Source organism: Amycolatopsis sp. YIM 10 (genome assembly GCF_009429145.1).
Lineage (GTDB): Bacteria > Actinomycetota > Actinomycetes > Mycobacteriales > Pseudonocardiaceae > Amycolatopsis.
On record NZ_CP045480.1, the window covers coordinates 4147557 to 4166518 of the forward strand.

The 18962-nt window shown below is 70.2% G+C and carries 23 protein-coding genes and 1 pseudogene; 10 read left to right on the plus strand and 14 right to left on the minus strand.

Features of this window, described 5'->3' with window-relative positions; genetic code table 11:
* Positions 1-53: 53 nt before the first annotated feature.
* The 5 genes from YIM_RS20015 to YIM_RS20035 are packed head-to-tail and all read right to left on the minus strand — an operon-like array spanning position 54 to position 4132.
* Positions 54-1340 (minus strand): cytochrome P450, encoded by a 1287-nt coding sequence (locus tag YIM_RS20015; RefSeq protein WP_153031802.1) that lies wholly within the window; start codon positions 1338-1340, stop codon positions 54-56.
* A complete protein-coding gene (locus YIM_RS20020) occupies positions 1337-1954 on the minus strand; it encodes an ATP/GTP-binding protein (RefSeq protein ID WP_153031803.1) in 618 nt (205 codons plus the stop codon). The genes YIM_RS20015 and YIM_RS20020 overlap by 4 nt, the downstream gene beginning before the upstream one ends.
* The gene (locus tag YIM_RS20025; RefSeq protein WP_153031804.1) at positions 1935-2294 is read right to left on the minus strand and encodes a DUF742 domain-containing protein; all 360 of its coding nucleotides are present in this window, start codon (positions 2292-2294) and stop codon (positions 1935-1937) included. The genes YIM_RS20020 and YIM_RS20025 overlap by 20 nt, the downstream gene beginning before the upstream one ends.
* Positions 2291-2707, minus strand: coding sequence for a roadblock/LC7 domain-containing protein (locus YIM_RS20030; RefSeq protein WP_153031805.1), 417 nt, complete (start codon positions 2705-2707; stop codon positions 2291-2293). The genes YIM_RS20025 and YIM_RS20030 overlap by 4 nt, the downstream gene beginning before the upstream one ends.
* A gap of 60 nt (positions 2708-2767) precedes the next feature.
* The gene (locus tag YIM_RS20035) at positions 2768-4132 is read right to left on the minus strand and encodes an ATP-binding protein (protein ID WP_153031806.1); all 1365 of its coding nucleotides are present in this window, start codon (positions 4130-4132) and stop codon (positions 2768-2770) included.
* Between the two features lie 658 nt (positions 4133-4790).
* On the opposite strand from YIM_RS20035, the gene YIM_RS20040 reads away from it, so the two are divergent.
* Positions 4791-5642 carry an LLM class flavin-dependent oxidoreductase gene (locus tag YIM_RS20040; protein ID WP_153031807.1) on the plus strand — a complete coding sequence of 284 codons (852 nt, stop codon included), beginning with the start codon at positions 4791-4793 and terminating at the stop codon, positions 5640-5642.
* Between the two features lie 55 nt (positions 5643-5697).
* On the opposite strand, the gene YIM_RS20045 is transcribed toward YIM_RS20040, so the two are convergent.
* On the minus strand, positions 5698-6126 hold the full coding sequence (locus tag YIM_RS20045) for a nitroreductase family deazaflavin-dependent oxidoreductase (RefSeq protein WP_153031808.1): 429 nt from the start codon (positions 6124-6126) through the stop codon (positions 5698-5700).
* Positions 6127-6212: 86 nt separating this feature from the next.
* Between YIM_RS20045 and YIM_RS20050 the strand changes: the two genes are divergently transcribed.
* Both YIM_RS20050 and YIM_RS20055 read left to right on the plus strand, forming a co-directional pair.
* Positions 6213-7130: an AraC family transcriptional regulator gene (locus YIM_RS20050; protein ID WP_153031809.1), complete on the plus strand. Its 918-nt coding sequence runs from the start codon at positions 6213-6215 to the stop codon at positions 7128-7130.
* An 82-nt stretch (positions 7131-7212) separates the two neighbouring features.
* Positions 7213-7422: an undecaprenyl diphosphate synthase family protein gene (locus YIM_RS20055; RefSeq protein ID WP_153031810.1), complete on the plus strand. Its 210-nt coding sequence runs from the start codon at positions 7213-7215 to the stop codon at positions 7420-7422.
* Positions 7423-7568: 146 nt separating this feature from the next.
* Here the strand turns inward: YIM_RS20055 and YIM_RS20060 are convergent, their stop codons facing one another.
* Together YIM_RS20060 and YIM_RS20065 are read right to left on the minus strand one after the other, a co-directional pair.
* Positions 7569-8330 (minus strand): isocitrate lyase/phosphoenolpyruvate mutase family protein, encoded by a 762-nt coding sequence (locus YIM_RS20060; RefSeq protein WP_153031811.1) that lies wholly within the window; start codon positions 8328-8330, stop codon positions 7569-7571.
* Positions 8331-8358: 28 nt separating this feature from the next.
* Complete coding sequence (locus YIM_RS20065; RefSeq protein ID WP_153031812.1) at positions 8359-9147, minus strand: SDR family NAD(P)-dependent oxidoreductase; 789 nt, start codon at positions 9145-9147, stop codon at positions 8359-8361.
* Between the two features lie 137 nt (positions 9148-9284).
* On the opposite strand from YIM_RS20065, the gene YIM_RS20070 reads away from it, so the two are divergent.
* The gene (locus YIM_RS20070; protein WP_153031813.1) at positions 9285-10268 is read left to right on the plus strand and encodes a sigma-70 family RNA polymerase sigma factor; all 984 of its coding nucleotides are present in this window, start codon (positions 9285-9287) and stop codon (positions 10266-10268) included.
* Between the two features lie 33 nt (positions 10269-10301).
* A complete protein-coding gene (locus YIM_RS20075) occupies positions 10302-10895 on the plus strand; it encodes a hypothetical protein (protein WP_153031814.1) in 594 nt (197 codons plus the stop codon).
* A 138-nt stretch (positions 10896-11033) separates the two neighbouring features.
* Here the strand turns inward: YIM_RS20075 and YIM_RS20080 are convergent, their stop codons facing one another.
* Complete coding sequence (locus YIM_RS20080) at positions 11034-11210, minus strand: hypothetical protein (RefSeq protein ID WP_153031815.1); 177 nt, start codon at positions 11208-11210, stop codon at positions 11034-11036.
* A 78-nt stretch (positions 11211-11288) separates the two neighbouring features.
* Positions 11289-12125: a LysR family transcriptional regulator gene (locus YIM_RS20085; RefSeq protein ID WP_153031816.1), complete on the minus strand. Its 837-nt coding sequence runs from the start codon at positions 12123-12125 to the stop codon at positions 11289-11291.
* Positions 12126-12218: 93 nt separating this feature from the next.
* On the opposite strand from YIM_RS20085, the gene YIM_RS20090 reads away from it, so the two are divergent.
* Complete coding sequence (locus YIM_RS20090) at positions 12219-12944, plus strand: SDR family NAD(P)-dependent oxidoreductase (RefSeq protein WP_153031817.1); 726 nt, start codon at positions 12219-12221, stop codon at positions 12942-12944.
* Positions 12945-13147: 203 nt separating this feature from the next.
* On the opposite strand, the pseudogene YIM_RS20095 reads toward YIM_RS20090, so the two are convergent.
* From YIM_RS20095 to YIM_RS20105, 3 genes and pseudogenes are all read right to left on the minus strand, one after another.
* Positions 13148-13564: pseudogene (locus YIM_RS20095) on the minus strand (phosphotransferase); the annotation flags it as partial.
* A gap of 114 nt (positions 13565-13678) precedes the next feature.
* Positions 13679-14812, minus strand: a complete 1134-nt coding sequence (locus YIM_RS20100) for a hypothetical protein (RefSeq protein WP_153031818.1) — start codon at positions 14810-14812, stop codon at positions 13679-13681.
* A 99-nt stretch (positions 14813-14911) separates the two neighbouring features.
* Entirely contained in the window at positions 14912-15661 is a 750-nt protein-coding gene (locus tag YIM_RS20105; RefSeq protein WP_153031819.1) for a ZIP family metal transporter, read from the minus strand.
* 95 nt (positions 15662-15756) lie between these two features.
* Here YIM_RS20105 and YIM_RS20110 point away from each other — a divergent pair, with 95 nt between their 5' ends.
* A complete protein-coding gene (locus tag YIM_RS20110; RefSeq protein WP_153031820.1) occupies positions 15757-16695 on the plus strand; it encodes a phosphotransferase in 939 nt (312 codons plus the stop codon).
* Here YIM_RS20110 and YIM_RS20115 read toward each other — a convergent pair.
* On the minus strand, positions 16692-16994 hold the full coding sequence (locus YIM_RS20115) for a hypothetical protein (protein WP_153031821.1): 303 nt from the start codon (positions 16992-16994) through the stop codon (positions 16692-16694). The genes YIM_RS20110 and YIM_RS20115 overlap by 4 nt on opposite strands.
* A 106-nt stretch (positions 16995-17100) precedes the next feature.
* On the opposite strand from YIM_RS20115, the gene YIM_RS20120 reads away from it, so the two are divergent.
* The 3 genes from YIM_RS20120 (at position 17101) to YIM_RS20130 (ending at position 18851) form a co-directional block, all read left to right on the plus strand.
* Entirely contained in the window at positions 17101-17907 is an 807-nt protein-coding gene (locus tag YIM_RS20120; RefSeq protein WP_153031822.1) for a peptidoglycan-binding protein, read from the plus strand.
* 10 nt (positions 17908-17917) lie between these two features.
* Positions 17918-18211, plus strand: coding sequence for a Dabb family protein (locus tag YIM_RS20125; RefSeq protein WP_153031823.1), 294 nt, complete (start codon positions 17918-17920; stop codon positions 18209-18211).
* A 124-nt stretch (positions 18212-18335) separates the two neighbouring features.
* On the plus strand, positions 18336-18851 hold the full coding sequence (locus YIM_RS20130) for a hypothetical protein (RefSeq protein ID WP_153031824.1): 516 nt from the start codon (positions 18336-18338) through the stop codon (positions 18849-18851).
* Positions 18852-18962 lie beyond the last annotated feature (111 nt).

The following is an 18962-nucleotide window of genomic DNA, read 5'->3' on the forward strand; positions in this document are numbered from 1 at the left end:
GCGGATCCCACACCCGCGCGGCCTTCCGCTCCCCGCGCCGGGAACAGAAGGGGTCAGCGCGCCCGGCCGAGCGGCACGGGCCCGGGATCACCGGCCACGTAGGTCGGGGTGAAGGTGACCGGCAGGCTCTCCAGCCCGCGCATCCACACCGACGGGTGCCACACCAGCGCGTCGCCGGGTACCGCGAGCGAGACGTCGGGCAGCCGGTCGAGCAGCACCTCGATGGTGGTCCTGGCGATCACCTCGGCCACCTCCGGCGCCGGGTACGGGCAGCCGTGCTCGCCGTGGCCGAAGGACATGTGCGCGTGGTTGCCCAGCGAACCGGACGAGGAATCGGGGCGCACCAGTGGATCCGAGTTCGCCGCGGCCAGCCCCATCACCACCAGGTCGCCCGCGCGCACCCGCTGCCCGCCCAATTGCGTGTCCCTGGTGGCGAAGCGCCCGATGAAGTTCTGCGTCGGCGTGTCGTGCCAGAGCACTTCGTTCAGCGCCTGCCCGACGCTGCCGCGCCCGCCGGACAGCGTCATCGCGAACCGCAGGTCGGTCAGCATCAGCCGGATCGTGTTGCCGATCCAGTTCGCCGTCGGCTGCTGCGCGGCCGCGGTGACCACCAGCAGGTCCTGCACGATCTCCTCATCGGACAGTCCGGCGGGTGAGGCCAGCAGCTGCGAGGGCAGGTCGGTGCCGGGGAAGTCCCGTTTGTACGCCACCAGCGCGCGCATCGCGGCCTGCACCCGCAGGTGCGCGTTCATCGCGTCCGGCCCGAGGTCCAGCGAGATCGCCACGTCCCGCACCAGCGCCGGGGTCTCCGCCTCCGGCATGCCGTAGATCTTCGCCACCGCCAGCAGCGGGATGCGCATCGCGTACTGCGCCACCAGATCCGCCTCCCCGGTACCGGCGAAGGAGTCGATCAGCCGGTCGGCGATCCGCTCGCAGTGCGTGCCCAGCTCGAACTGGTCCACCGCGGCGAGCGCCTCGCTGATCGCACCCGCGCGGCGCCGGTGCTCGGCGCCCTCGGTGAACATCACCGACGGGTTGTGCGCCACGTACGGCAGCAGCGGCCAGTCGGCGGGCACGCGCTCCCATTCGTTCCAGCGGCGGGTGTCCCTGGCGAACAGCTGCGAGTCGCTGGTGACCTGGTGCATCTCGCGGTAGCCGGAGACGAACCACGCCGGGATGTCACCGTCGAGCAGGATCGGCGCCACCGGCCCGTACTCGTCGCGGATGGCGGCGTAGAGCCTGGCCGGGTCGGTGTTGAACTGCGGGCCGTAGAGCCGGACCCGCTCCACCGGGGCGGCCGGCGGCCAGGCGGGGTCGGCGGTGTGGCGGAACTCGGTCATTGTGCGCTCTCCCGGGCGGCTGATAAGGCTGAGAGGTGGTACAGGTGGTCGACGAGGGCGATCAGGACCTGCTTGGACGAGGACCGCGCCCGCGCGTCGCAGTCGATCAGCGGGATCCCCTCGGGCAGGGACAGCGCCTCGCGCACGTCGTCGAGGTCGTGCGCGGGCGGGCCGAAGTTGTTGCGTGCCACGATGAACGGCGTGCCGTGGTGTTCGAGGCGGTCGATCGCGTACCACGAGTCGGCCAGCCGCCGGGTGTCCACCAGCACCACCGCGCCGAGCGTGCCGGAGAACAGCCGGTCCCACAGGAACCAGAACCGCTCCTGGCCGGGCGCGCCGAACAGGTAGAGCACCATCTTCTCGTCCAGGCTGATCCGGCCGAAGTCGAAGGCCACCGTGGTGGTGGTCTTGAACCGCGCCCCGGCGTTGAAGTCCACCCCGGCCCCGGCCTGGGTCATCGTCTCCTCGGTGCTCAGCGGCCGGATCTCGCTGACCGAGCGGACCATCGTGGTCTTGCCGACGCCGAAGCCGCCGACCACCACGATCTTCAGCCCGTGCGCGGCGGTGCCGCGCAACGGGGTGCGGACGGTCGCCTCAGAGGTTGTGGAGTCCAACGAGCACCTTCTTCAGGAATTCCAGCTCGGGCAGATCGGTTCCCGGCCCGACGGCCGTGGGGTGGCGCGCGGAGACCAGGCCCGCCTGGAGCAGGTCGGTCACCAGGATGCGGATCACGCTCACCGGCAGCCCCAGCTCCGAGGCGAGTTCGACGACCGAGGTCGGGTGGCGGCCGAGTCGCAGGATCCGCACGTGCTCGGACTGCCTGCCCGCCGACGGGTCCGCTTCGCTGACGATCAGCGTGACCAGGTCGAGGTCGGCCTCCTCGGCCCGGCTGCGCCCGCCGGTGACGGTGTAGAGCCGGTCGGGGTTCTCGTCCTCGAGCGGACCTCTGCTCATGTCAGCGTGCTGGGCTGCGCATGCCGGGGTGGCGCGGTCAGGTAACCACCGATCTGCTCCACCAGTTCGTCCATGTTGTGGCCGATGAGCCCGACGTCGGCGTTCTCCCCGGCGATCACCGCCAGGTGGGCGCCGTCACCGGCGTCGACGATGAACAGGATGCCGCCGTGGAACTCGGTCATCGAGTTGCGCACGCCGCCGGAGCCGTCGCCGAACTCCATCGACGCGCCGTAGCACAGCGACTGCACGCCCGCCGCGATGGCGGCCAGCTGGTCGGCCTGGTCGGCGCCGAGTGCGGGGGTGTGGCACAGCTTGAGCCCGTCCCTGGACAGCACCAGCGCGTGGCGGGCGCCCGGTGTGTTGCGCACCAGGTTCTCCAGTAACCATTCGAGGCTCGGATCAGTCGTGTTCATCGAGTGTCGGGGCGGGCCGCCCCGCGCTCCCCTCTGCTCATCGGTGGGTGGACGGGGGAATCACCGGTCTTCGCCGGTTTCCTTGCGCGCGCGGCCTGCCTGGTAGGCACCGAAGCGGGAACCGGAGTCCGGTCGTGGCCGCGGCATGTCGCCACGCGGGGCGGGGGAGGGGCGGGACGCGGCCAGCGTCTGCCCGCGCGGGCGCTTGGGCAGCGCGGTTTCGGCCTGCTCGATGGCAGGCGCGCCGACGATGGCCGGTTCGGGCAGTTCGTGCGGGGCCTGGTGCCGCGGTGTCAGCTCGAACGGCTCGTGCCGGACCTGGGTGATCAGCCGGCTCGGGATGCGCAGCACCACGCCGGTGCCGCCACGCGAGGACGGGCGGAAGAACACGTGCAGTTCGTGCTTGCGGGCCAGGCAGCCGACCACGGCCAGGCCGAGCCGGGTGCCGGTCAGCGTGGTCAGGTCCAGCGGGGTGGTGGTGGAGACCGCGAGTTCGGCCCGGGTCAGCGCCTGCGGTTTCATGCCGAGCCCGCCGTCCTCGACGGTGACCACCACGCCGTTGTGCAGGTCCTCGACGTAGATGTGCACTTCCTCCGACGGCGCGGAGAACCGGGTACCGTTGTCCATCAGCTCGGCCAGCGCGTGCATCACGTCCTCGGCGGCGTACCCGGCGACCGCGGCGGCGCTGGTGGAGTGGATGCGGATGCGCTGGTAGGCGCCGACGCGGCCCATCGCCCCGCGCAGCACGCTCTCCATCACGATCGGCTTGGTCCAGCGTCGGCCGGAGCGGGCGCCGGTGAGGACTGCGATGCTGTCGGCGAGCCTGCCGGTCTGCGCGGTGCTGTGGTCGAGCACCATCAGGTCGCCGAGGAAGTCCTCGGAGCACCGGTTCTGCAGCTCGCGGATGTTGGCCAGCATGCTGGTCGCCAGCGCCTGCACGCGTCCGGCGGCGTTCGCGCAGGCGGCGGTGGCCGCGGCGCGGCGGCGTTCGCCGACGCTGATCTCGTAGATCACCGAGCGCAGCAGCCGCGCGTGGTTTTCCCCTGGCGGACGGGGAATCTCGGCGAACACCGTGTCCACCGAGGCACCGTCGCGCAGCAGCGAGACGGCCGCGGGCACGGTCTGGTCGACCAGCCTGGCCAACTCGGCTTCGTGCGCTTCGGCGGAACCGCGGGCGCGGTACACCTCGGCACGGGCTCGCTGCAGTTCACCGTGGTGGCGGACCGCGGCGAAGGCGCTGGCGCACAACAGGAGGCCGGTGATCGCGGCGACGGTGAGCATCGGGCCGAGGCCACCGGCGGGCACGAGCACCGCCACCCACCACCACAGGCCGGTCACCACCACGGCGGTGACCAGTGCGGCGATCAGGGCTTGGCCGAACGGTCCCCGCGCCGCGCGAAGACGAACAGGCGGCTGTTCCGACATAGCTCAGGTCCTCGTCGTTCGTGGGTGATTCCCGGTACCGGGGCGGCCGCATTGTTTTGCGGCCGGTGGGCTCACCAGTGCTGGCTGGGGAATGCGGGAAATCGTGGCAGGGATGGTAGTACTCCGCCACCGGCCGGACCAGGGCGGGTGGGGTTTATTTCCACCCTGGGCCATCCGGGTGAAATTAAAATCCACCTGATCGAGGGATACTTTTTACGGAACGAACCGTCAACGGTGGAAATGCTCCGTTCGCCGTATCAAGTGCCCGGCAAGATCAATTCTGACTCCGGCGGGCAACCGGGGTGTGACAGTGAAGAGTCGCCCGGACGGTGTCGGACGCGGCGCCGAATGTCGCACTGTCCTATATCGACACAACGGGCGATAATTCGATGATTGTGTCAAATGGTGGGGGAATACTTCGTTGTTGTTTTCGGCGAGCAATTGTTCGGTGAAGAGGTGGCGGGTTCTCCTTCGCGGCCACCGGCCGGGCAGTGCGCACCAGCCGGTAAACCGCTTGCCGCGCCGCGGCGGGCGGGGTTATGGTCGGCGCACTCTGAAGATCAACGCTTCCTGGGAACCATGCCGCAGATGGGAAGCGGGCCCGTGAAGGGCACGGAGGGGCGGTGCTGTTTTGTCCTGCCCTCCGGAGGTAAATCCCATGAAGATCGGTCTTGGCCTGCCCATCGACGACCCGGCCGCGCTCGCGGACTGGGCACGGCGCGCGGACGCCGGCCCGTTCAGCACGCTCGGCCTGCTCGACCGGCTGGTGTTCGACAATCCCGAGCCGCTGATCACGCTCGCCAACCTCGCCGGTGCCACCTCGCGCATCCGGCTCCAGACCGAGGTGCTCATCGCGCCACTGCACAACACCGCGTTGCTCGCCAAGCAGTCGGCCACGCTCGACCGCCTCTCCGGCGGCCGGTTCACCCTGGGCATCGGGGTCGGCGGCCGGGAGGACGACTGCCTCGCCGCGGGCATCGACTCGAGCACCCGCGGCCGACGGCTCGACGAGCAGATGTCGTTGCTGCGCCGCACCTGGTCCGGCGAGCCGTACGGTGAAGGCGCCGGTCCGATCGGCCCGGCGCCGGTCACGCCCGGCGGCCCGGAAGTCCTGTTCGGCGGGTTCGCCCCGGCGGCGATCGAGCGGGTCGGCCGCTTCGGCGACGGCTTCCTCGGCGCCGCGCTGCCACCCCGGCTGATGGCGGACCGGTTCGAGCAGGTCCGGGTGGCCTGGCGGAAGTACGATCGCCCCGGTCAGCCGCGGCTGGTCGCCCAGGTCAATGTCGCGCTCGGGCCGGACGAAACGGTCGCACGCGCACGCCGCAACGTCCACGCCTACTACGCGTTCAGCGGTCACGCCGACCACATCGCCGGTGGACTGCTCGTCGCTCCGGACGCGATCCGCGCGACCACGCGGTCCTATTTCGACATCGGCGCCGACGAGGTGATGCTCTACTGCTGGTCCTCGGACACCGCGCAGGTCGACAGGCTGGCCGACGCGCTTTCCTGAACGGAAAAACGGCCGGGGCACCGCTCGGTGTCCCGGCCGTTCGCGTGTGCTTCGCTTATCGGTCGGTGCGCTTCAACTCGACGACGGGGATGACCCGGTCGGTCTTCTTCTCGTAGTCGCCGAACTGCGGCTGCACGGCGACCTGCTTGGCGTACACCTCGTCCCGTTCGGCACCGGTGAGCACCCGCGCGACCACCGGGAACCGCTCGCTGCCGTACTCGACCTCGGTCTCCGGGTTGGCCACCAGGTTGTGGAACCACGCCGGGTTCTCGGGGCTTCCGCCCTTGCTGGCGATGATGTACAGCAGGTCTCCGTCGACGAAGGGGACCAGCGGTGCCACGCGCTTGGTGCCGGACTTGGCGCCGGTGTGGTGCACGAGAACCAGAGGCATCCCCTCGAACATCCCGCCGACCTTGCCCCCGCGCTCGCGGAACTCAGCGATGACCTTCTGGTTGATCTCGTCGAAGTCGAACGTGTCGGTCATGCCCCCACCCTATGCGACACGCGGTGGCCTGATCGATAGCCGGATCGCTCAACGAAATATCCGATTGTCGCATTAACATCGACGATATGGACCTACTGGCCGATGTGCTGGCAGTCGGGGGCGTGCGCGGCACCGCGGGCGCGCGCATCGAGGCGGGCGGCGCCTGGGGCATGTCGTGGCGGGTGGTCGGTGCCGCGGCCTTCTACGCCGTCACCTCGGGCACGGCGTGGCTGAGCCTGTCCGGCCAGGAGCCGCGGCAGCTCATGCCCGGCGACGTCGTCCTGCTGCCGGGCGGGACGCCGCACGCGATGAGCAGCGCGCCCGGCCTGCCTGCCCCCGCGTGCCCCGGGTGTGACGAGGCGATGGCCACCGGCAGCGCGTTGCGGCTGGGCGAGGGGGAGGTGCAGACCCACGTTCTCGCCGCCAGGTACGAATACGACCCCACGGTGTCGACGCAGGTGATGGCCTCGCTGCCGCAGCTGCTGCACATCAGGGCCGACAACGGCGGCACCTGCCTGGACGACACCGTCCGGCTGTTGTCGAGGGAGCTGGCGTATCCGCAGGTCGGCACCCCGTTGGTGCTCAACCGGCTGGTCGACATCCTGCTGGTGCAGCTGCTGCGGGTCTGGCTGGCGCAACGCCCGCACGAGACCCGCGGGACGTGGCTCAGCGTGCTGACCGATCCGGTGATCAGCGTCGCGCTCACCAAGCTGCACCAGGAACCGGCCCGGGGATGGACGACCGAGTCACTCGCCGCCGAGCTGGCGATCTCACGCAGCACGCTGACGCGGCGATTCCGCGCTGTGACCGGCGCCGCCCCCGCCGACTACCTGACGCGGTGGCGGATGGACCTGGCCGCGATCCGGTTGCGCGACACCGACGACACGCTCGACGCCATCGCCCGTTCCGTCGGCTACACCTCGGTTTACGCGTTCAGCCGCGCGTTCCGCCGGTCGCGATCGCAGGCCCCGGGCCAATTCCGCACCGCGGTGCGGGCTTCTTGAGCTGCCGTGGCGCCGGTCTTCGTTCTACCTGCGCCGCCTGCGCGCCCGGGTCGCCAGGGGACCGATTCCGGCGCATGTCGCGATGGTGGTGGACGGCAACCGCCGGTGGGCGCGGGAAGCGGGCCTCGCCGACGTCGGCGAAGGGCATCGGCGCGGCTCCACCCATGTCGCCGAGGTGTTGCGCTGGTGCGCCGGGCTCGGCATCGACAACGTCACCCGGCACTCGCCTCGACCCGGCAGTGGCAGGACATCACCGACGCCGTCCGCGCACTGCTCGAAGACGAGATCCTGAACGGCAGCTCCTTGCAGGACCTCCCCGCCCCTGACCTGATGATCCGGACCAATCGATCTACTACGCGCCGTCCGCACGTATGCCGGCCGTGGCCGGGAGCGAACTTCCCGGCCACGATCCGCACCCACGACACCTGACCGTGCTCGTCAGGCCAAGAATTCCTGACGAACCGCGGCCTTCAGGTCGGCCAGCGCCTGGCGGTGGAACCGGGGTCCAAAGGAGACTCGCGCTACGCCCAGCGCTTTGAGCTTGGCCAGATCCAGCGTGCCCGGCCTGGTGTTGGCGTTGATCGGCCCGGGTATTCCGGCGACCAGCGTGGCGAGGTCCCGCTCGTCGCCGACACCGATCGGGTAGACGCAGTCGGCGCCCGCCTCCAGGTAGCGGCGACCTCGACGGACCGCTTCCGCGACCCGCTCTTCCTCGGCCACCCCGGCGTTCGGCAGGAAGGTGTCGACGCGCGCGTTGACCACGATCGGGATTCCGGCGTCGTCCGCGGCGGCTCGGATGGCCGAGAGCCGCTCGGCCTGCGCGCCGGCGTCGACGAGCCCGCCCGCGCGGTGGTCGGTGTCCTCCAGGTTGCAGCCGACCACGCCGATCTCCAGCAGCCGGTCCACCAGTTCCCGCGGCCGCAGGCCGTATCCCGCCTCGGCATCCACGGTGACCGGGACGTCCACCACACGGGCGATCCGGCCGGCCGCGGCGAACATCTCCGGCCAGGGCGCGCCCTCACCGTCGGGATAGCCGAGTGTCTCCGCGATCGCGGCGCTTGTGGTCGCCACCACGGGAAATCCGGCTTCGGTGATGATCCTGGCGGTGGCCGCGTCCCACGCGTTCGGCAGGACGAGCAGCTCATCGGCGTGATGCAGCTCGCGGAGCTGAACGGCATACGCCTTCAAGTCGGTGGTCATGTTTCCTCCAAGTCGTGCGGACGCGCGGTCAGTCGGTGATCAGGCCGCCGGTGAGGTTGGTGATCGCCCCGGTCATCGCGCGGCTGCGGTCCGAGGCGACAAAGGCGGCGACGTCGGCGATCTCGGCGACCGTGGGCAACTGCTTGCGCAGCGTCTGGCCGGCGACGCGGCCGGAGAACGCGTCGCGGCTGATGCCGTGGGCAGCGGCGTGCAGGCCGTACACTTCGTGCACCTGCGGCGTTTCCGGCATCCCCGCCGCGTTCAGGCACACGACTCGGACACCGTGCGGTCCGAGTTCGGCGGCCAGCCCCCTGGACAGCGCTTCGATCGCCGCCCATGCCGGTGCCATGCCTCCCATGAGCGGGACGGCCGTTCGCGACGGACTCGCCGTGAGCGTCAAGATCACGCCCTGCCCGGTCATCCGCCGTGCGGCGGCTCTGGCGGTCAGGAAGTTGGCCCTGGTGTAAGTGGCGATGGGCAGAGCGAAGGCGTCGGCCGGCAGATCGACGATCTCGGTGCCCTGAATGCCCGTCTGGGGCAGGCTGACAGCGTTGAACGAGATGTCGAGCGAGCCCGCGGTCCCGACCACCGCGTCGGCGTGCGCTTCGACGGCGTCCTCATCCAGCGCGTCCACCGTGGCGACCTCGGCGACGCCACCCGAGGCGCGGATCTTCTCGGCGATCACCTCGAGCGCGGCGCCGGTGCGCCCGGTGAGGAAAACCCGCGCACCCTCCGCGGCGAAGGCCTGGGCGACCGCGCTCCCCACGGCACCACCGGCTCCGTAGACGATCGCGTTCTTCTTTTCGAGCAGCACCATCACTCCTGGTTGTCAGTAGCGGCGAACACGTCCACCACGACAGACACAGCGCCCGCCCGAAAATGGGCGGCGCGACAGCGACCAGTTCCGCTGCCCGCCGGTGTCGGTATGACAAAGGATCCACACGGAGGTGGCGGATGGAACTGCTCCAGCGAGCGCGAGCCGGTGACCGGGACGCGTTCAGTGCCCTGGTCGAACCGCACCGCGGCGAACTTCGGGTGCACTGCTATCGCATGCTCGGTTCGCTGCAAGACGCCGAGGACGCGCTGCAGGAGACGCTCCTGGCGGCATGGCTCGGCCTCGACGGCTTCGAGGGCCGCTCGTCCCTGCGCACCTGGCTCTACCGCATCGCCACCAACCGGTGCCTCAACCTGCTGCGCTCGGCGAGCCGGCAGCCGGTGACCGCTCCGGCATCGGCGCCGCTGCCGGAGCCGAGCCGCCTGGGTGAGGTGCCCTGGCTACAGCCGTACCCCGACGCCCTGCTGGAGCAATTCTCCGATCAGGCGCCGGGACCCGAGGCCCGATACGAGTCCCGCGAGGCGATCTCGCTCGCGTTCGTCACCGCCGTCCAGCTCCTGCCGCCGAACCAGCGCGCCGTGCTCCTGCTGCGGGACGTGCTCGGATATCGCGCCGCCGAGACCGCCGAGCTGCTCGGGCTTACCCAGGACGCGGTCACCAGCGCTCTCAAACGCGCCCGCGCGACGATGAACGCGACTCGTTCCCCGGTGGCGCCACCGCCACCCGGCGGGCCGGAGGAACGCGCGCTGCTCGACCGCTTCGTCGCGGCCTTCACCGAACTCGACGTCGACGCGCTCATCGCGCTCATGACCGACGACATCTGGGTGCGGATGCCGCCTCTGCCGTTCGAATACCGTGGGAGCGAGGACGTGCACCGGTTCTTCAGCGTGATCCGTACCCTGCTGGGGCGGATCGACCGGCTGGTGCCCGTGCGGGCGAACGGCCAGCCCGCGTGGGGGGAGTATGTGCGCGACCAGGTCACCGATGGCCTCCACCTCGCCGGGATCATCGTGGTCGGACTCGCCGGCGACAAGATCTCCGAGCTGACCCGATTCGAGACGGTGGTCGCGCCGTACCTCGGCCTGCCCCGGACACTCGACTAGGACGAGGCCCGCCCCGGCCGGAATAGTGAGACCGTGCCGAACCTCGACTTCTACGCCGCCGGCGACGATTGGTCCGCGGTCCTCGAGACCGTGTTCGATCTTGCCTTGTTCCGTGTTTTCGAGTCCGACTCGGAGCCGGATCGCGAGCTGCGTGAGTTTCACGCTCTCACGGAAGTCCCTGACGGCCGGCAGGGACGAAGCCTGGCGTTGTTCGCCGTCGGGTCGGGGCCGGGTCCTATGGCGAAACGGATGGATTTCCTTCCGGGAGTGCATCCCGACGCCACCTTCCGGTACTGCTGCGAAGGCTGGGGTCTCATCCAGCTCCACCACGGTGCGGCAGTCGGGACGCGGGAGCTGCGATGGAGCCATACGAACCACAACACGGAGAAGCGGGCCGCGGCGTGGTCCGCGACTGTGCCGCGACTCGGTGACCCGGCCGCCTGGAACTGGGCGGCGGTCACCAGCGCCTCCGGCCGGCTCAACCGGGCCATCCGCCGGATGTCCGTGAGCAAGATCGGCTCGCACCCGGTGTTGCCATCCGCGGCGGATTTCATCGCACACGCCGGCTTGCGGTACGAGTACGGCGTGGGCATCCACGCGACTCCGGCCTATGGCATGAGCCGGTGACGGCGTGAGCTTGGCCTTGTCTTCCCGAGCATGATGGCAAGCGACCTTCCAGCCCCGCCGCCCTTCACCGCGCTTGAAGCCTGGGCCGGAACGGGACGAGTCGTTCGCGCCGCCGAGCCGGAGTGGATGTGGTCTCGTTCAAAGCAGAGCCGGAACGTACCGGCTCGCGGAATACGGCCACCACAGGTGCTTGCCGGATTCGACATACGCCGCCGAACCGGAGACCCGGCGGGTGCTGGAGCTGAGCAGCACTGGGACGAGGGCGAAGCGATGGAAGAACTGACACGCGCCGAACTCGTCGGCCTGATCGAGCACAGCACCCGCCTCGGCCAGCGAAATCCGCGCAGAAGGCCAGGTGGATGCCGCGTTCTCGCCTGGTGCGGGAGCGACGGCTCAAAGGCGAGTGGCTACCCCGACCAAATCGGCGAGCGCGCGGGACCGGACGTGGGGTGGCCAGGCGATGACCGTCGTCACCGGGGGTGCGTCCAGGACCGGTACGGCGGCCAGGCCGTCGAGCAGGTTGGCGCGGCTGGACTCGGGCATGACCACGGTGGTGCGGCCGAGCGCGATCAGCTGGAAGAGCTGCGTCTGGTTGCGCACTTCCGCACCGGGGCCTTCGGGATAGGCGCCGCCGGGGCCGGGCCAGCGGGCCGGCGGGAGGTCCGGCAGTGAAGTGACCCCCGCCAGCCGGACGTGGGTTCTGCCCGCGAGTGGATGCCAGGCGGGCAGGATGGCGACCTGTCCCTCGGTGGCCAGGATCTCGGTGTCCAGTCCGGTCGTCGGGTCGAAGGGCTGGTGCAGCAGTGCCACGTCGGCCCGGCCGTCGTGCAGTGGACGGTGGGGCTGGGATTCGCAGAGCAGCAGGTCGACGGCGGCGGCATCCGGCTCGGCGGCGTACGCGTCGAGCAGTTTCGCCAGCAGATCGCCGGAGGCACCGGCTTTGGTGGCCAGGACGAGCGCGGGCCTGCTCGTCGCGGCACGCTTGGTATGCCGCTCGGCCGCGGCCACCGCGCCGAGGATGGCGCGGCCCTCGGCCAGCAGCACCGACCCGGCTTCGGTGAGCGAGACCTTGCGGCTGGTGCGTTCCAGCAACGCGACACCGAGCCGTCGTTCGAGCCGGGCGATCGTCCGCGACAGCGGCGGTTGGGCAATGCCCAGCCGCTCCGCGGCCCGGCCGAAGTGCAGTTCCTCGGCGACCGCGACGAAATACCGCAACTCCCGCGTTTCCACCGTGATAAGGCTACGCGATCCATGTCGTTTGGGTATCGTTGCGCGTCCCAGACGGTGTTGGTTCCCCGCCGGTGCCGCACCACGATCGACGGTATGAACGAACAGACGATCGCACTGGTCACCGGGGCGAACAAAGGTATCGGCTACGAAATCGCCGCCGGGCTCGGCGCGCTGGGCTGGAGCGTCGGCATCGGCGCCAGGGACGAGCAGCGCCGGGAGGACGCCGTGGCGAAGCTGCGCGCGGCCGGCGTCGACGCGTTCGGTGTGCTGATCGACGTGACCGACGACGCCAGTGTCGCGGCGGCCGCCGCGTTGATCGAGCAGCGCGCGGGGCGGCTCGACGTGCTGGTCAACAACGCAGGCATCGCCGGGGCCTGGCCGGAGGAGCCTTCGGCCGTGACGCCGGAGAGCATGCGGGCCGTGGTGGAGACGAACGTGATCGGCGTGGTCCGGGTCATCAACGCGATGCTGCCGTTGCTGCGCCGCTCCGAGCGGCCGCGCATCGTCAACCAGTCCAGCCACGTCGGATCCCTGACCTTGCAGACCACACCGGACGTCGACCTCGGTGGGGTCAGCGGGTCCTACTCACCGTCGAAGACCTTCCTCAACGCGGTCACCATCCAGTACGCCAAGGAACTGAGCGGTACCAGCATGAAAATCAACAACGCCTGCCCCGGTTACGTCGCGACCGAGCTCAACGGCTTCCACGGAACCAGCACGCCCGCCGACGGTGCCAAGATCGCCATCCAGCTGGCCACCCTGCCGGATGACGGCCCGACCGGCGGGCTGTTCGACGACGCCGGAAACGTGCCCTGGTAAGGCGCCGGGGGTAGCCGCTCAACCTCCGTGGCGGTTGGCCGAGTATTCGGAGAAGATCTCCGCGAGCACGCGGCGTGAATTCGCGGCCTCCTCGTCGGCCCGGCCCACAGTCCGAGCGCAGGCGACGAGTGTTTCCACAGTGCCCAGCCGCGTCCGCGTGCCCAGGTCGCCTCGTCGACGGCCAGGCGCTCGCGGAACGCCTGCCTGCCGTCGGCGGTCAGCAGTGTCCAGGCAATGGCCATGTCACAGGACGGGTCGCCGACACCGCAGGTCCCGAAGTCGATCACGGCCGCGAGTTCACCGTCGTCGAGCAGGAGGTTCCCCGGTGCGGCGTCACCGTGGAACCGGATGTCGGCGCCGGTCCAGGGCGTGTCCAGCGCGGTTTTCCAGACCTCGCGGGCCAAGCCGGTGTCGAGGTGGCCGTCGAGTGCCGCGAGCGCGCGCTGGGCTTGCGCGTCGTAAGTGCGCAGGGTGGCGCCCCGGAACCAGTTGTGCTTACCCGGCCGCGGACCGCCGGCGGCATCGATGCCTTGCCGGGCCGCCAAAAACCGGCCAGGTCGAGAGCGAAGCGGACGGGGTCGGAAATACGATCCGCGCTCGCGGGTTCGCCGCGGAGCCATGAGCGGAGGAGGTCGGCCCACCGCGGAACTGCTCGCCGATCAACCGGCGCACCTGTTCCACGTCGACGGTGACGCGCTGGGGAAGGGGACCGAGATCCTTCGACGCACCGTCTTTCAATCCAGGAGCCTGAGGGTAGCGCCGTCGGTTTCTTCGCGGGCCCGGCGCAGCATGGTCACGAAGTCGCTGCCGCCGGTGCCCTTGCCTTCACCGCGTTCGAAGCGCGTGATGTACCGCCCGGTCAGGCCGATGTGCTTGCCCCGCAGGTCGGTGAGGGTGCGCACGGCCGCGTTGTAGGACTCGGCCAGCGGCGGATGCCCGGCGGTGACGGCGTAGTCGCGAATGGACGGTCCCGCGCCGAGGTCGTGCAGGAAGCGCCGGTGCGCGCGCGGCATGGAACGGCGCATGAGGCCGAGGAAGTCCGCGGTGAGCGGGTCGTCGTGGAGGACGCCGAGCCCGGTGTCGAACGCCTGGATCAGTGAGCTTTGCGCGGCGCTGCCCCCGGCGAGGGTGTACGGGGCGGCGCCGGTCCCGTCGAGGGTCACACCGTTCCAGCCGGTGAGGAAGCGGCGCACCCGGTGGTAGAAGACGTACGGGTCGCACCAGCGCTCGACGTCGAGAAAGGCGCGGACGGTGCGTTCGAGCACCTCCCGCAGTTCGTCCAGGCAGGAGGTCAGCTGCGCGGCGTCGTCGCCCGCGACGGCCTCCTGCCCGTCGGCGAGCAGTTTCAGCGCGGGCGCACCGGCCAGTTCGACGCCCGCGGTCGCCAGGTAGAACCACTTCTCGTCGACCCCGCCGAGAAAGGTGACCTGGGTGTCGATGTTGTCCATGCCCAGTGGTCCGGCCCGGTCGAGGCGCCGCCAGTTCGACAGCACGATCGACGCGTGCGCGATGATCGGCGGCCGGTCCAGTTCGGCGGCCAGCCGGTGCAGGGGCCGCGCGAGCACGGCGGGCACGTTCGACGCGGGCGGATCGCTCGCCCAGACGTGGGCGTTGGCGAGGCAGACGAGCAGCAGCATCGCCCGTTCCCGTTCGGCATCGGTGGTGAGCCCCTCCGGCGACAGTTCGGGCAGCGCGGCCACGGCCTCGCGCATCCGGCCGGTCATCAGCAGCGCGCCGATGTCGCGCGCGGCCGACTCCCACGGCGCGAACTGCGGCGGCAGCCGGTCCAGCGGGTCGGACGCGGGCAGGAACCCGCGGTCCGGATCGATGCCGTAGTCCCGCAACGCGCTCAGCGCCCTCAGTGCCATGGTGCCGATGCTATGGTCCCCGCGTGACTGCCGGGTCGGCCAAGAGCCAAGAGCGGATGAGGATCCCGGCCGCGCCGTGATGTGGCAGGACTTCCTCGCTTAGACGTGCGAAAGGGCGAACGCGGTCAGGAAGCCGGTGACGGTGATGATGCCGTTCCACAGGTGCGCGCCCTCGAACGCCTCCGGGATCATCGTGTCGGCGATCATCGCCAGTATCGCGCCGCCCGCCAGCGCGGTGATCGCGGCCAGCACCTGCCCGGACACCCCGCCGAGCAGGCCGTACCCCAGCATCGCCGCGCCGCCGCTGATCACCGCGATCCCGGCCCACAGCGCGAACACGTACCGCGCGCTCCGCCCGGCGCGCCGCATGCCGGACGCGCTGGACAGTCCCTCCGGCACGTTGCTGATGAACACCGCCGCCACCGTGACCGCGCTGACCGAGCCGCCGCCGAGCAGGCTGGTGCCGATCACCATCGACTCCGGCACGCCGTCGAGCAGCGCGCCCAGCGCGATCGCGGTGCCGGAGCCACCCTGCTCGGCTTCACTGGGCTGCTGGTCACCGGATCGCTTGCGGTGACGGGCACCGCGGCGCGCCAGCACCACGTTCGCGAGCGTGTAGATCAAGGCGCCCCCGAGCGCGCCGGCCGCGGTGGGCAGCAGTCCGCCGCGTTCGTGCGCCTCGGCGATCAGCTCGAACGAGACCGCCGAGAGCAGCACCCCGCTGCCGAAGGCCATCACCGCGGCGACGAGCCCGGCCGGGATCCGGATCAGGTACCCGAGCAACGCGCCGCCCAGCAGCGCCGAACCGGCCAGCAGGCCCCAGCCGCCGGCGGCGAGCAGTTCCGGCATGCCCGCTCCTCCTTGATCGTTCCTCCGGCGAACCGTACCCGCCCACGCCGGAAATCGCTGTGCCGCGAACAGCCCGGTGGGTTAGCTTCGCGGGCATGAAAGATCATCCGGAGGGAGAGTTCGGCCTGCGGCGGGTGCTGCTCGACTGGGGGATCGACGCCGTCGAGCTGGACTACGCGGCGGTCGGTTTCGGTGACTACCACTGGATCGCCACCGGCGCGGACGGCCGCCGGTGGTTCGTCACACTGGCCGACCTGGCCACCAAAGTCCACTGTGGACTCGGAGTGGCCGCGGCCGGGCCTGGCCTTCGCCGGGCGATGGACACCGCCTGGGAACTACGGCACGGTGGCCTGGACTTCGTGGTGGCGCCCGAGAAAACCGCGGGCGGTGAGACGGTCCGGCCGGCGGGGGAGCAGTACGCGGTGAGCGTTTTCCCTTTGCTGGAAGGTTCTTCCGGCGACTTCGGGGACACCCCGCGAGGGTCGGTGGTCGACCTGCTGGCCTCGTTGCACGGGGTCACCCCGCCTGGATGCGTGCCCGTGCTCGATCCGGATCTCGCGTTGCGGGCGCGCCTGGAGGAGTCCTTCGGCGAGCTGGACCGCCCGTGGGACGCGGGCCCGTACGCCGAACCCGCGCGTGAGTTGCTGGCCGGTCACCTGCCAGGGTTGCGCCGTCGACTGGCCGAATTCGATCACCGGATCGCGGAACTGAGCCCCGACCGGGTTGTCACGCACGGCGAGCCACATCCCGGGAATGTGCTCTGGGCGGGGGAAAACCGGTTCCTGCTCGATTGGGACACCGTCGGACTCGCGGTGCGTGAGCGCGACCTCGCCTTCGCGACCGACGAGGAACTCCAGCGGTACGAGGAGCTGACCGGTCACCGGCCGGATCCGGCGACGCTGGCGACGTACCGCCTGCGCTGGGACCTCGACGAAGTGGCCGTCTACGTCGAGTTGTTCCGGCAGCCGCACGCACGAACCGAGGACACCGGCCTCGCGTGGGCCGAGCTGGCGGAGATCGTGGCGAAGCTCTAGGAACATTCGATGTGGGCGCGGACGTGGGTGCCGGTCCGGTCGAGCCAGCCCTTGGACGCGGCGTAGGAGAGCATGCCGTCGAAGCGGGTGCTCCAGTCGTCTGCGGTGCGGCCATCGGCCAGCTTGCGCAACGCGTCGATGGCGACGTGGATGTGCTCGCCGCCGTCGTCGAGCCTGCCGAGGCCGTGTTCGGCGAGCACGTCGCGCAGCCGGTCTTCGGCGCCCACCTCGACGTGGAAGCGGGTGCAGTCGTCGGGATCGGCGAGTTCCGGGCCGGACGGGGCGATCAGCAGGCGCATGCCCCGAGCGTAGGCGGCAAAGCGTGGTGCACGACTTCCCGTTTGCTCTTGACTGATTACATTTGCATCTGGTCGATGGTGGACGGCGCTGCTTACGCTCGGCCGCATGATCAGGCGAATCGGTGCGCTTGCCGTGGTGCTGACCGTGCTTTCGGGGAGCGCGGTGGCGCAGGCCCTGCCCGCGGTGAACATGGAGGCGGTGCTCAAGGCCGCGCAGATCGACCCCCGGCGCGCGGATTCGGCGGTGACCCCGGGTAGCGGGGACAGCGTGCTCGAGGTCGAGCGGGCGCTGCGTGACGAGGGCCTGCTCGAAGCCGGGTACGTCGACGGGCACTTCGGCACGAAGACCGTCGAGGCGTACGCGGCCTTCCAGCGCGCTCAGGGGTCCAGCGGCCTCGACGCGTCGGGTTTCCCCGGCCGGGTGTCGTTGCTGAAGCTGGGTGAGCAGCGGTTCACCGTGACGCGGACGCTGGTGCCGGGGGCAAAGGTGACCTACCGCGGCGCGCTGATGAACGCGCGGACCAAGGCGATGCTGGTGGAGGCGGAGGGCAGGCTCGGGCGCTCGCTGGTCGTCACGCAGGGTTCGTACAACCCCGGCGGCGACCCGACTTCGGCCGGTACGCACGATGGCGGGGGAGTGCTGGACATCTCGGTCAGCGGGGTGACACCGGTGAACGTGGTGCGCGAACTGCGGACGGTCGGCTTCGCGGCCTGGTACCGCACTCCGGCGCAGGGTGACTGGGAGGCGCACATCCACGCGGTCGCACTGGCCGACCCGGACCTTTCGCCGCCGGCACAGCACCAGGGCGGCGACTACTACCTGGGGCGGAACGGCCTGGCGAACCGCGGCCCGGACGACGGCCCGGCGGTGAGCCCGAAACGGACCTGGGAGGAGTACCGGCGGGCAGGCTAGGGTTCGGATCATGATCCGTCACACGGTCGCCTTCCGGCTCCGCCACGCCCCCGGCTCGGCCGAGGAGCGCGAGTTCCTGACCGCCGCGCTCGCCCTCGCCGACATCCCCGGTGTGCGGCGGTTCGAGCAACTGCGCCAGACCAGCGCGAAGAACGACTTCCGGTTCGGCTTCTCGATGGAGTTCGCCGACCAGGCCGCGTACACCGCGTACAACGAGCACCCGGTGCACACCGCCTTCGTGGCGGAACGATGGGTGGCGGAGGTCGAAGACTTCCTCGAAATCGACTACGAACCCCTTGGCTAAGTGCGGAGGGACCGATTCGGCGGTTCGGCTTCGGGCGGGACGTCACAAGTTATGAGATGACACGCGGGCTCGGGCCAACGCATGCTGGGCGCCGGCAACTGACGTCGACGGTCGAAGGAGTGCCATGTCTCGATGGGGCAGGCGAATCGCAGCCGCGCTGGTCTCGGTGGTGGCAGCTGTGGGGTTGATGACAGTCGCGGCGGCGCCCGCGGCAGCCGACACGGTCACTGCCAAGTACCAAGCCTACTTGGGGACCGGGGGCATGTGGTACATCGATCCGCAGTTGACCGTTACCGCCCCGACCACGACGAATGTCGGCGCGACCAAGTCGATCGAGGCAAGTTTCAGGATGTTGTGGCCGTCCCGGTTCGGCGAGGTACCGGCCAACGAGCTCGACAATGGCTGGATGTCGCTCCAGTTGGAAGGTGCCGGGAGCGGGACGTTGTCCATCCGTGAGATGACGCATCCGAGGCTGGTGCCAGGTGAGTGGGCGACCTTTTCCGGTAGCGCCGAGTATTCGTACAGCAATGCGGGAACCGTGACCTACCGGCCAGCCTGTTTTTCTCCGAACTCGGGCCTCGTCTTTTGCCCGGTCGGCAACCAGAGCGTGCCGATCGCGGACACCACACAGGTTTCCTAGTGCACCCGGTTCGATGGCGGGACATCGTCGAGCCGTGAAGGTGCTGGTGGCAATGGGCGGCCCTGGCGGCGGGCTTCGTGGTGCGGGGCCTGGCCCCGCACCACGGGGTTC

Excerpts from the sequence above, each read along its gene's own strand:
- YIM_RS20015 (WP_153031802.1), bottom strand. The coding sequence starts at position 1,340 with ATGACCGAGTTCCGCCACACCGCCGACCCCGCCTGGCCGCCGGCCGCC.
- YIM_RS20025 (WP_153031804.1), bottom strand. The coding sequence starts at position 2,294 with ATGAGCAGAGGTCCGCTCGAGGACGAGAACCCCGACCGGCTCTACACC.
- YIM_RS20030 (WP_153031805.1), bottom strand. The coding sequence starts at position 2,707 with ATGAACACGACTGATCCGAGCCTCGAATGGTTACTGGAGAACCTGGTG.
- YIM_RS20035 (WP_153031806.1), bottom strand. The coding sequence starts at position 4,132 with ATGTCGGAACAGCCGCCTGTTCGTCTTCGCGCGGCGCGGGGACCGTTC.
- YIM_RS20040 (WP_153031807.1), top strand. The coding sequence starts at position 4,791 with ATGAAGATCGGTCTTGGCCTGCCCATCGACGACCCGGCCGCGCTCGCG.
- YIM_RS20045 (WP_153031808.1), bottom strand. The coding sequence starts at position 6,126 with ATGACCGACACGTTCGACTTCGACGAGATCAACCAGAAGGTCATCGCT.
- YIM_RS20050 (WP_153031809.1), top strand. The coding sequence starts at position 6,213 with ATGGACCTACTGGCCGATGTGCTGGCAGTCGGGGGCGTGCGCGGCACC.
- YIM_RS20055 (WP_153031810.1), top strand. The coding sequence starts at position 7,213 with ATGGTGGTGGACGGCAACCGCCGGTGGGCGCGGGAAGCGGGCCTCGCC.
- YIM_RS20060 (WP_153031811.1), bottom strand. The coding sequence starts at position 8,330 with ATGACCACCGACTTGAAGGCGTATGCCGTTCAGCTCCGCGAGCTGCAT.
- YIM_RS20065 (WP_153031812.1), bottom strand. The coding sequence starts at position 9,147 with ATGGTGCTGCTCGAAAAGAAGAACGCGATCGTCTACGGAGCCGGTGGT.
- YIM_RS20070 (WP_153031813.1), top strand. The coding sequence starts at position 9,285 with ATGGAACTGCTCCAGCGAGCGCGAGCCGGTGACCGGGACGCGTTCAGT.
- YIM_RS20090 (WP_153031817.1), top strand. The coding sequence starts at position 12,219 with ATGAACGAACAGACGATCGCACTGGTCACCGGGGCGAACAAAGGTATC.
- YIM_RS20100 (WP_153031818.1), bottom strand. The coding sequence starts at position 14,812 with ATGGCACTGAGGGCGCTGAGCGCGTTGCGGGACTACGGCATCGATCCG.
- YIM_RS20105 (WP_153031819.1), bottom strand. The coding sequence starts at position 15,661 with ATGCCGGAACTGCTCGCCGCCGGCGGCTGGGGCCTGCTGGCCGGTTCG.
- YIM_RS20110 (WP_153031820.1), top strand. The coding sequence starts at position 15,757 with ATGAAAGATCATCCGGAGGGAGAGTTCGGCCTGCGGCGGGTGCTGCTC.
- YIM_RS20115 (WP_153031821.1), bottom strand. The coding sequence starts at position 16,994 with ATGCGCCTGCTGATCGCCCCGTCCGGCCCGGAACTCGCCGATCCCGAC.
- YIM_RS20120 (WP_153031822.1), top strand. The coding sequence starts at position 17,101 with ATGATCAGGCGAATCGGTGCGCTTGCCGTGGTGCTGACCGTGCTTTCG.
- YIM_RS20125 (WP_153031823.1), top strand. The coding sequence starts at position 17,918 with ATGATCCGTCACACGGTCGCCTTCCGGCTCCGCCACGCCCCCGGCTCG.
- YIM_RS20130 (WP_153031824.1), top strand. The coding sequence starts at position 18,336 with ATGTCTCGATGGGGCAGGCGAATCGCAGCCGCGCTGGTCTCGGTGGTG.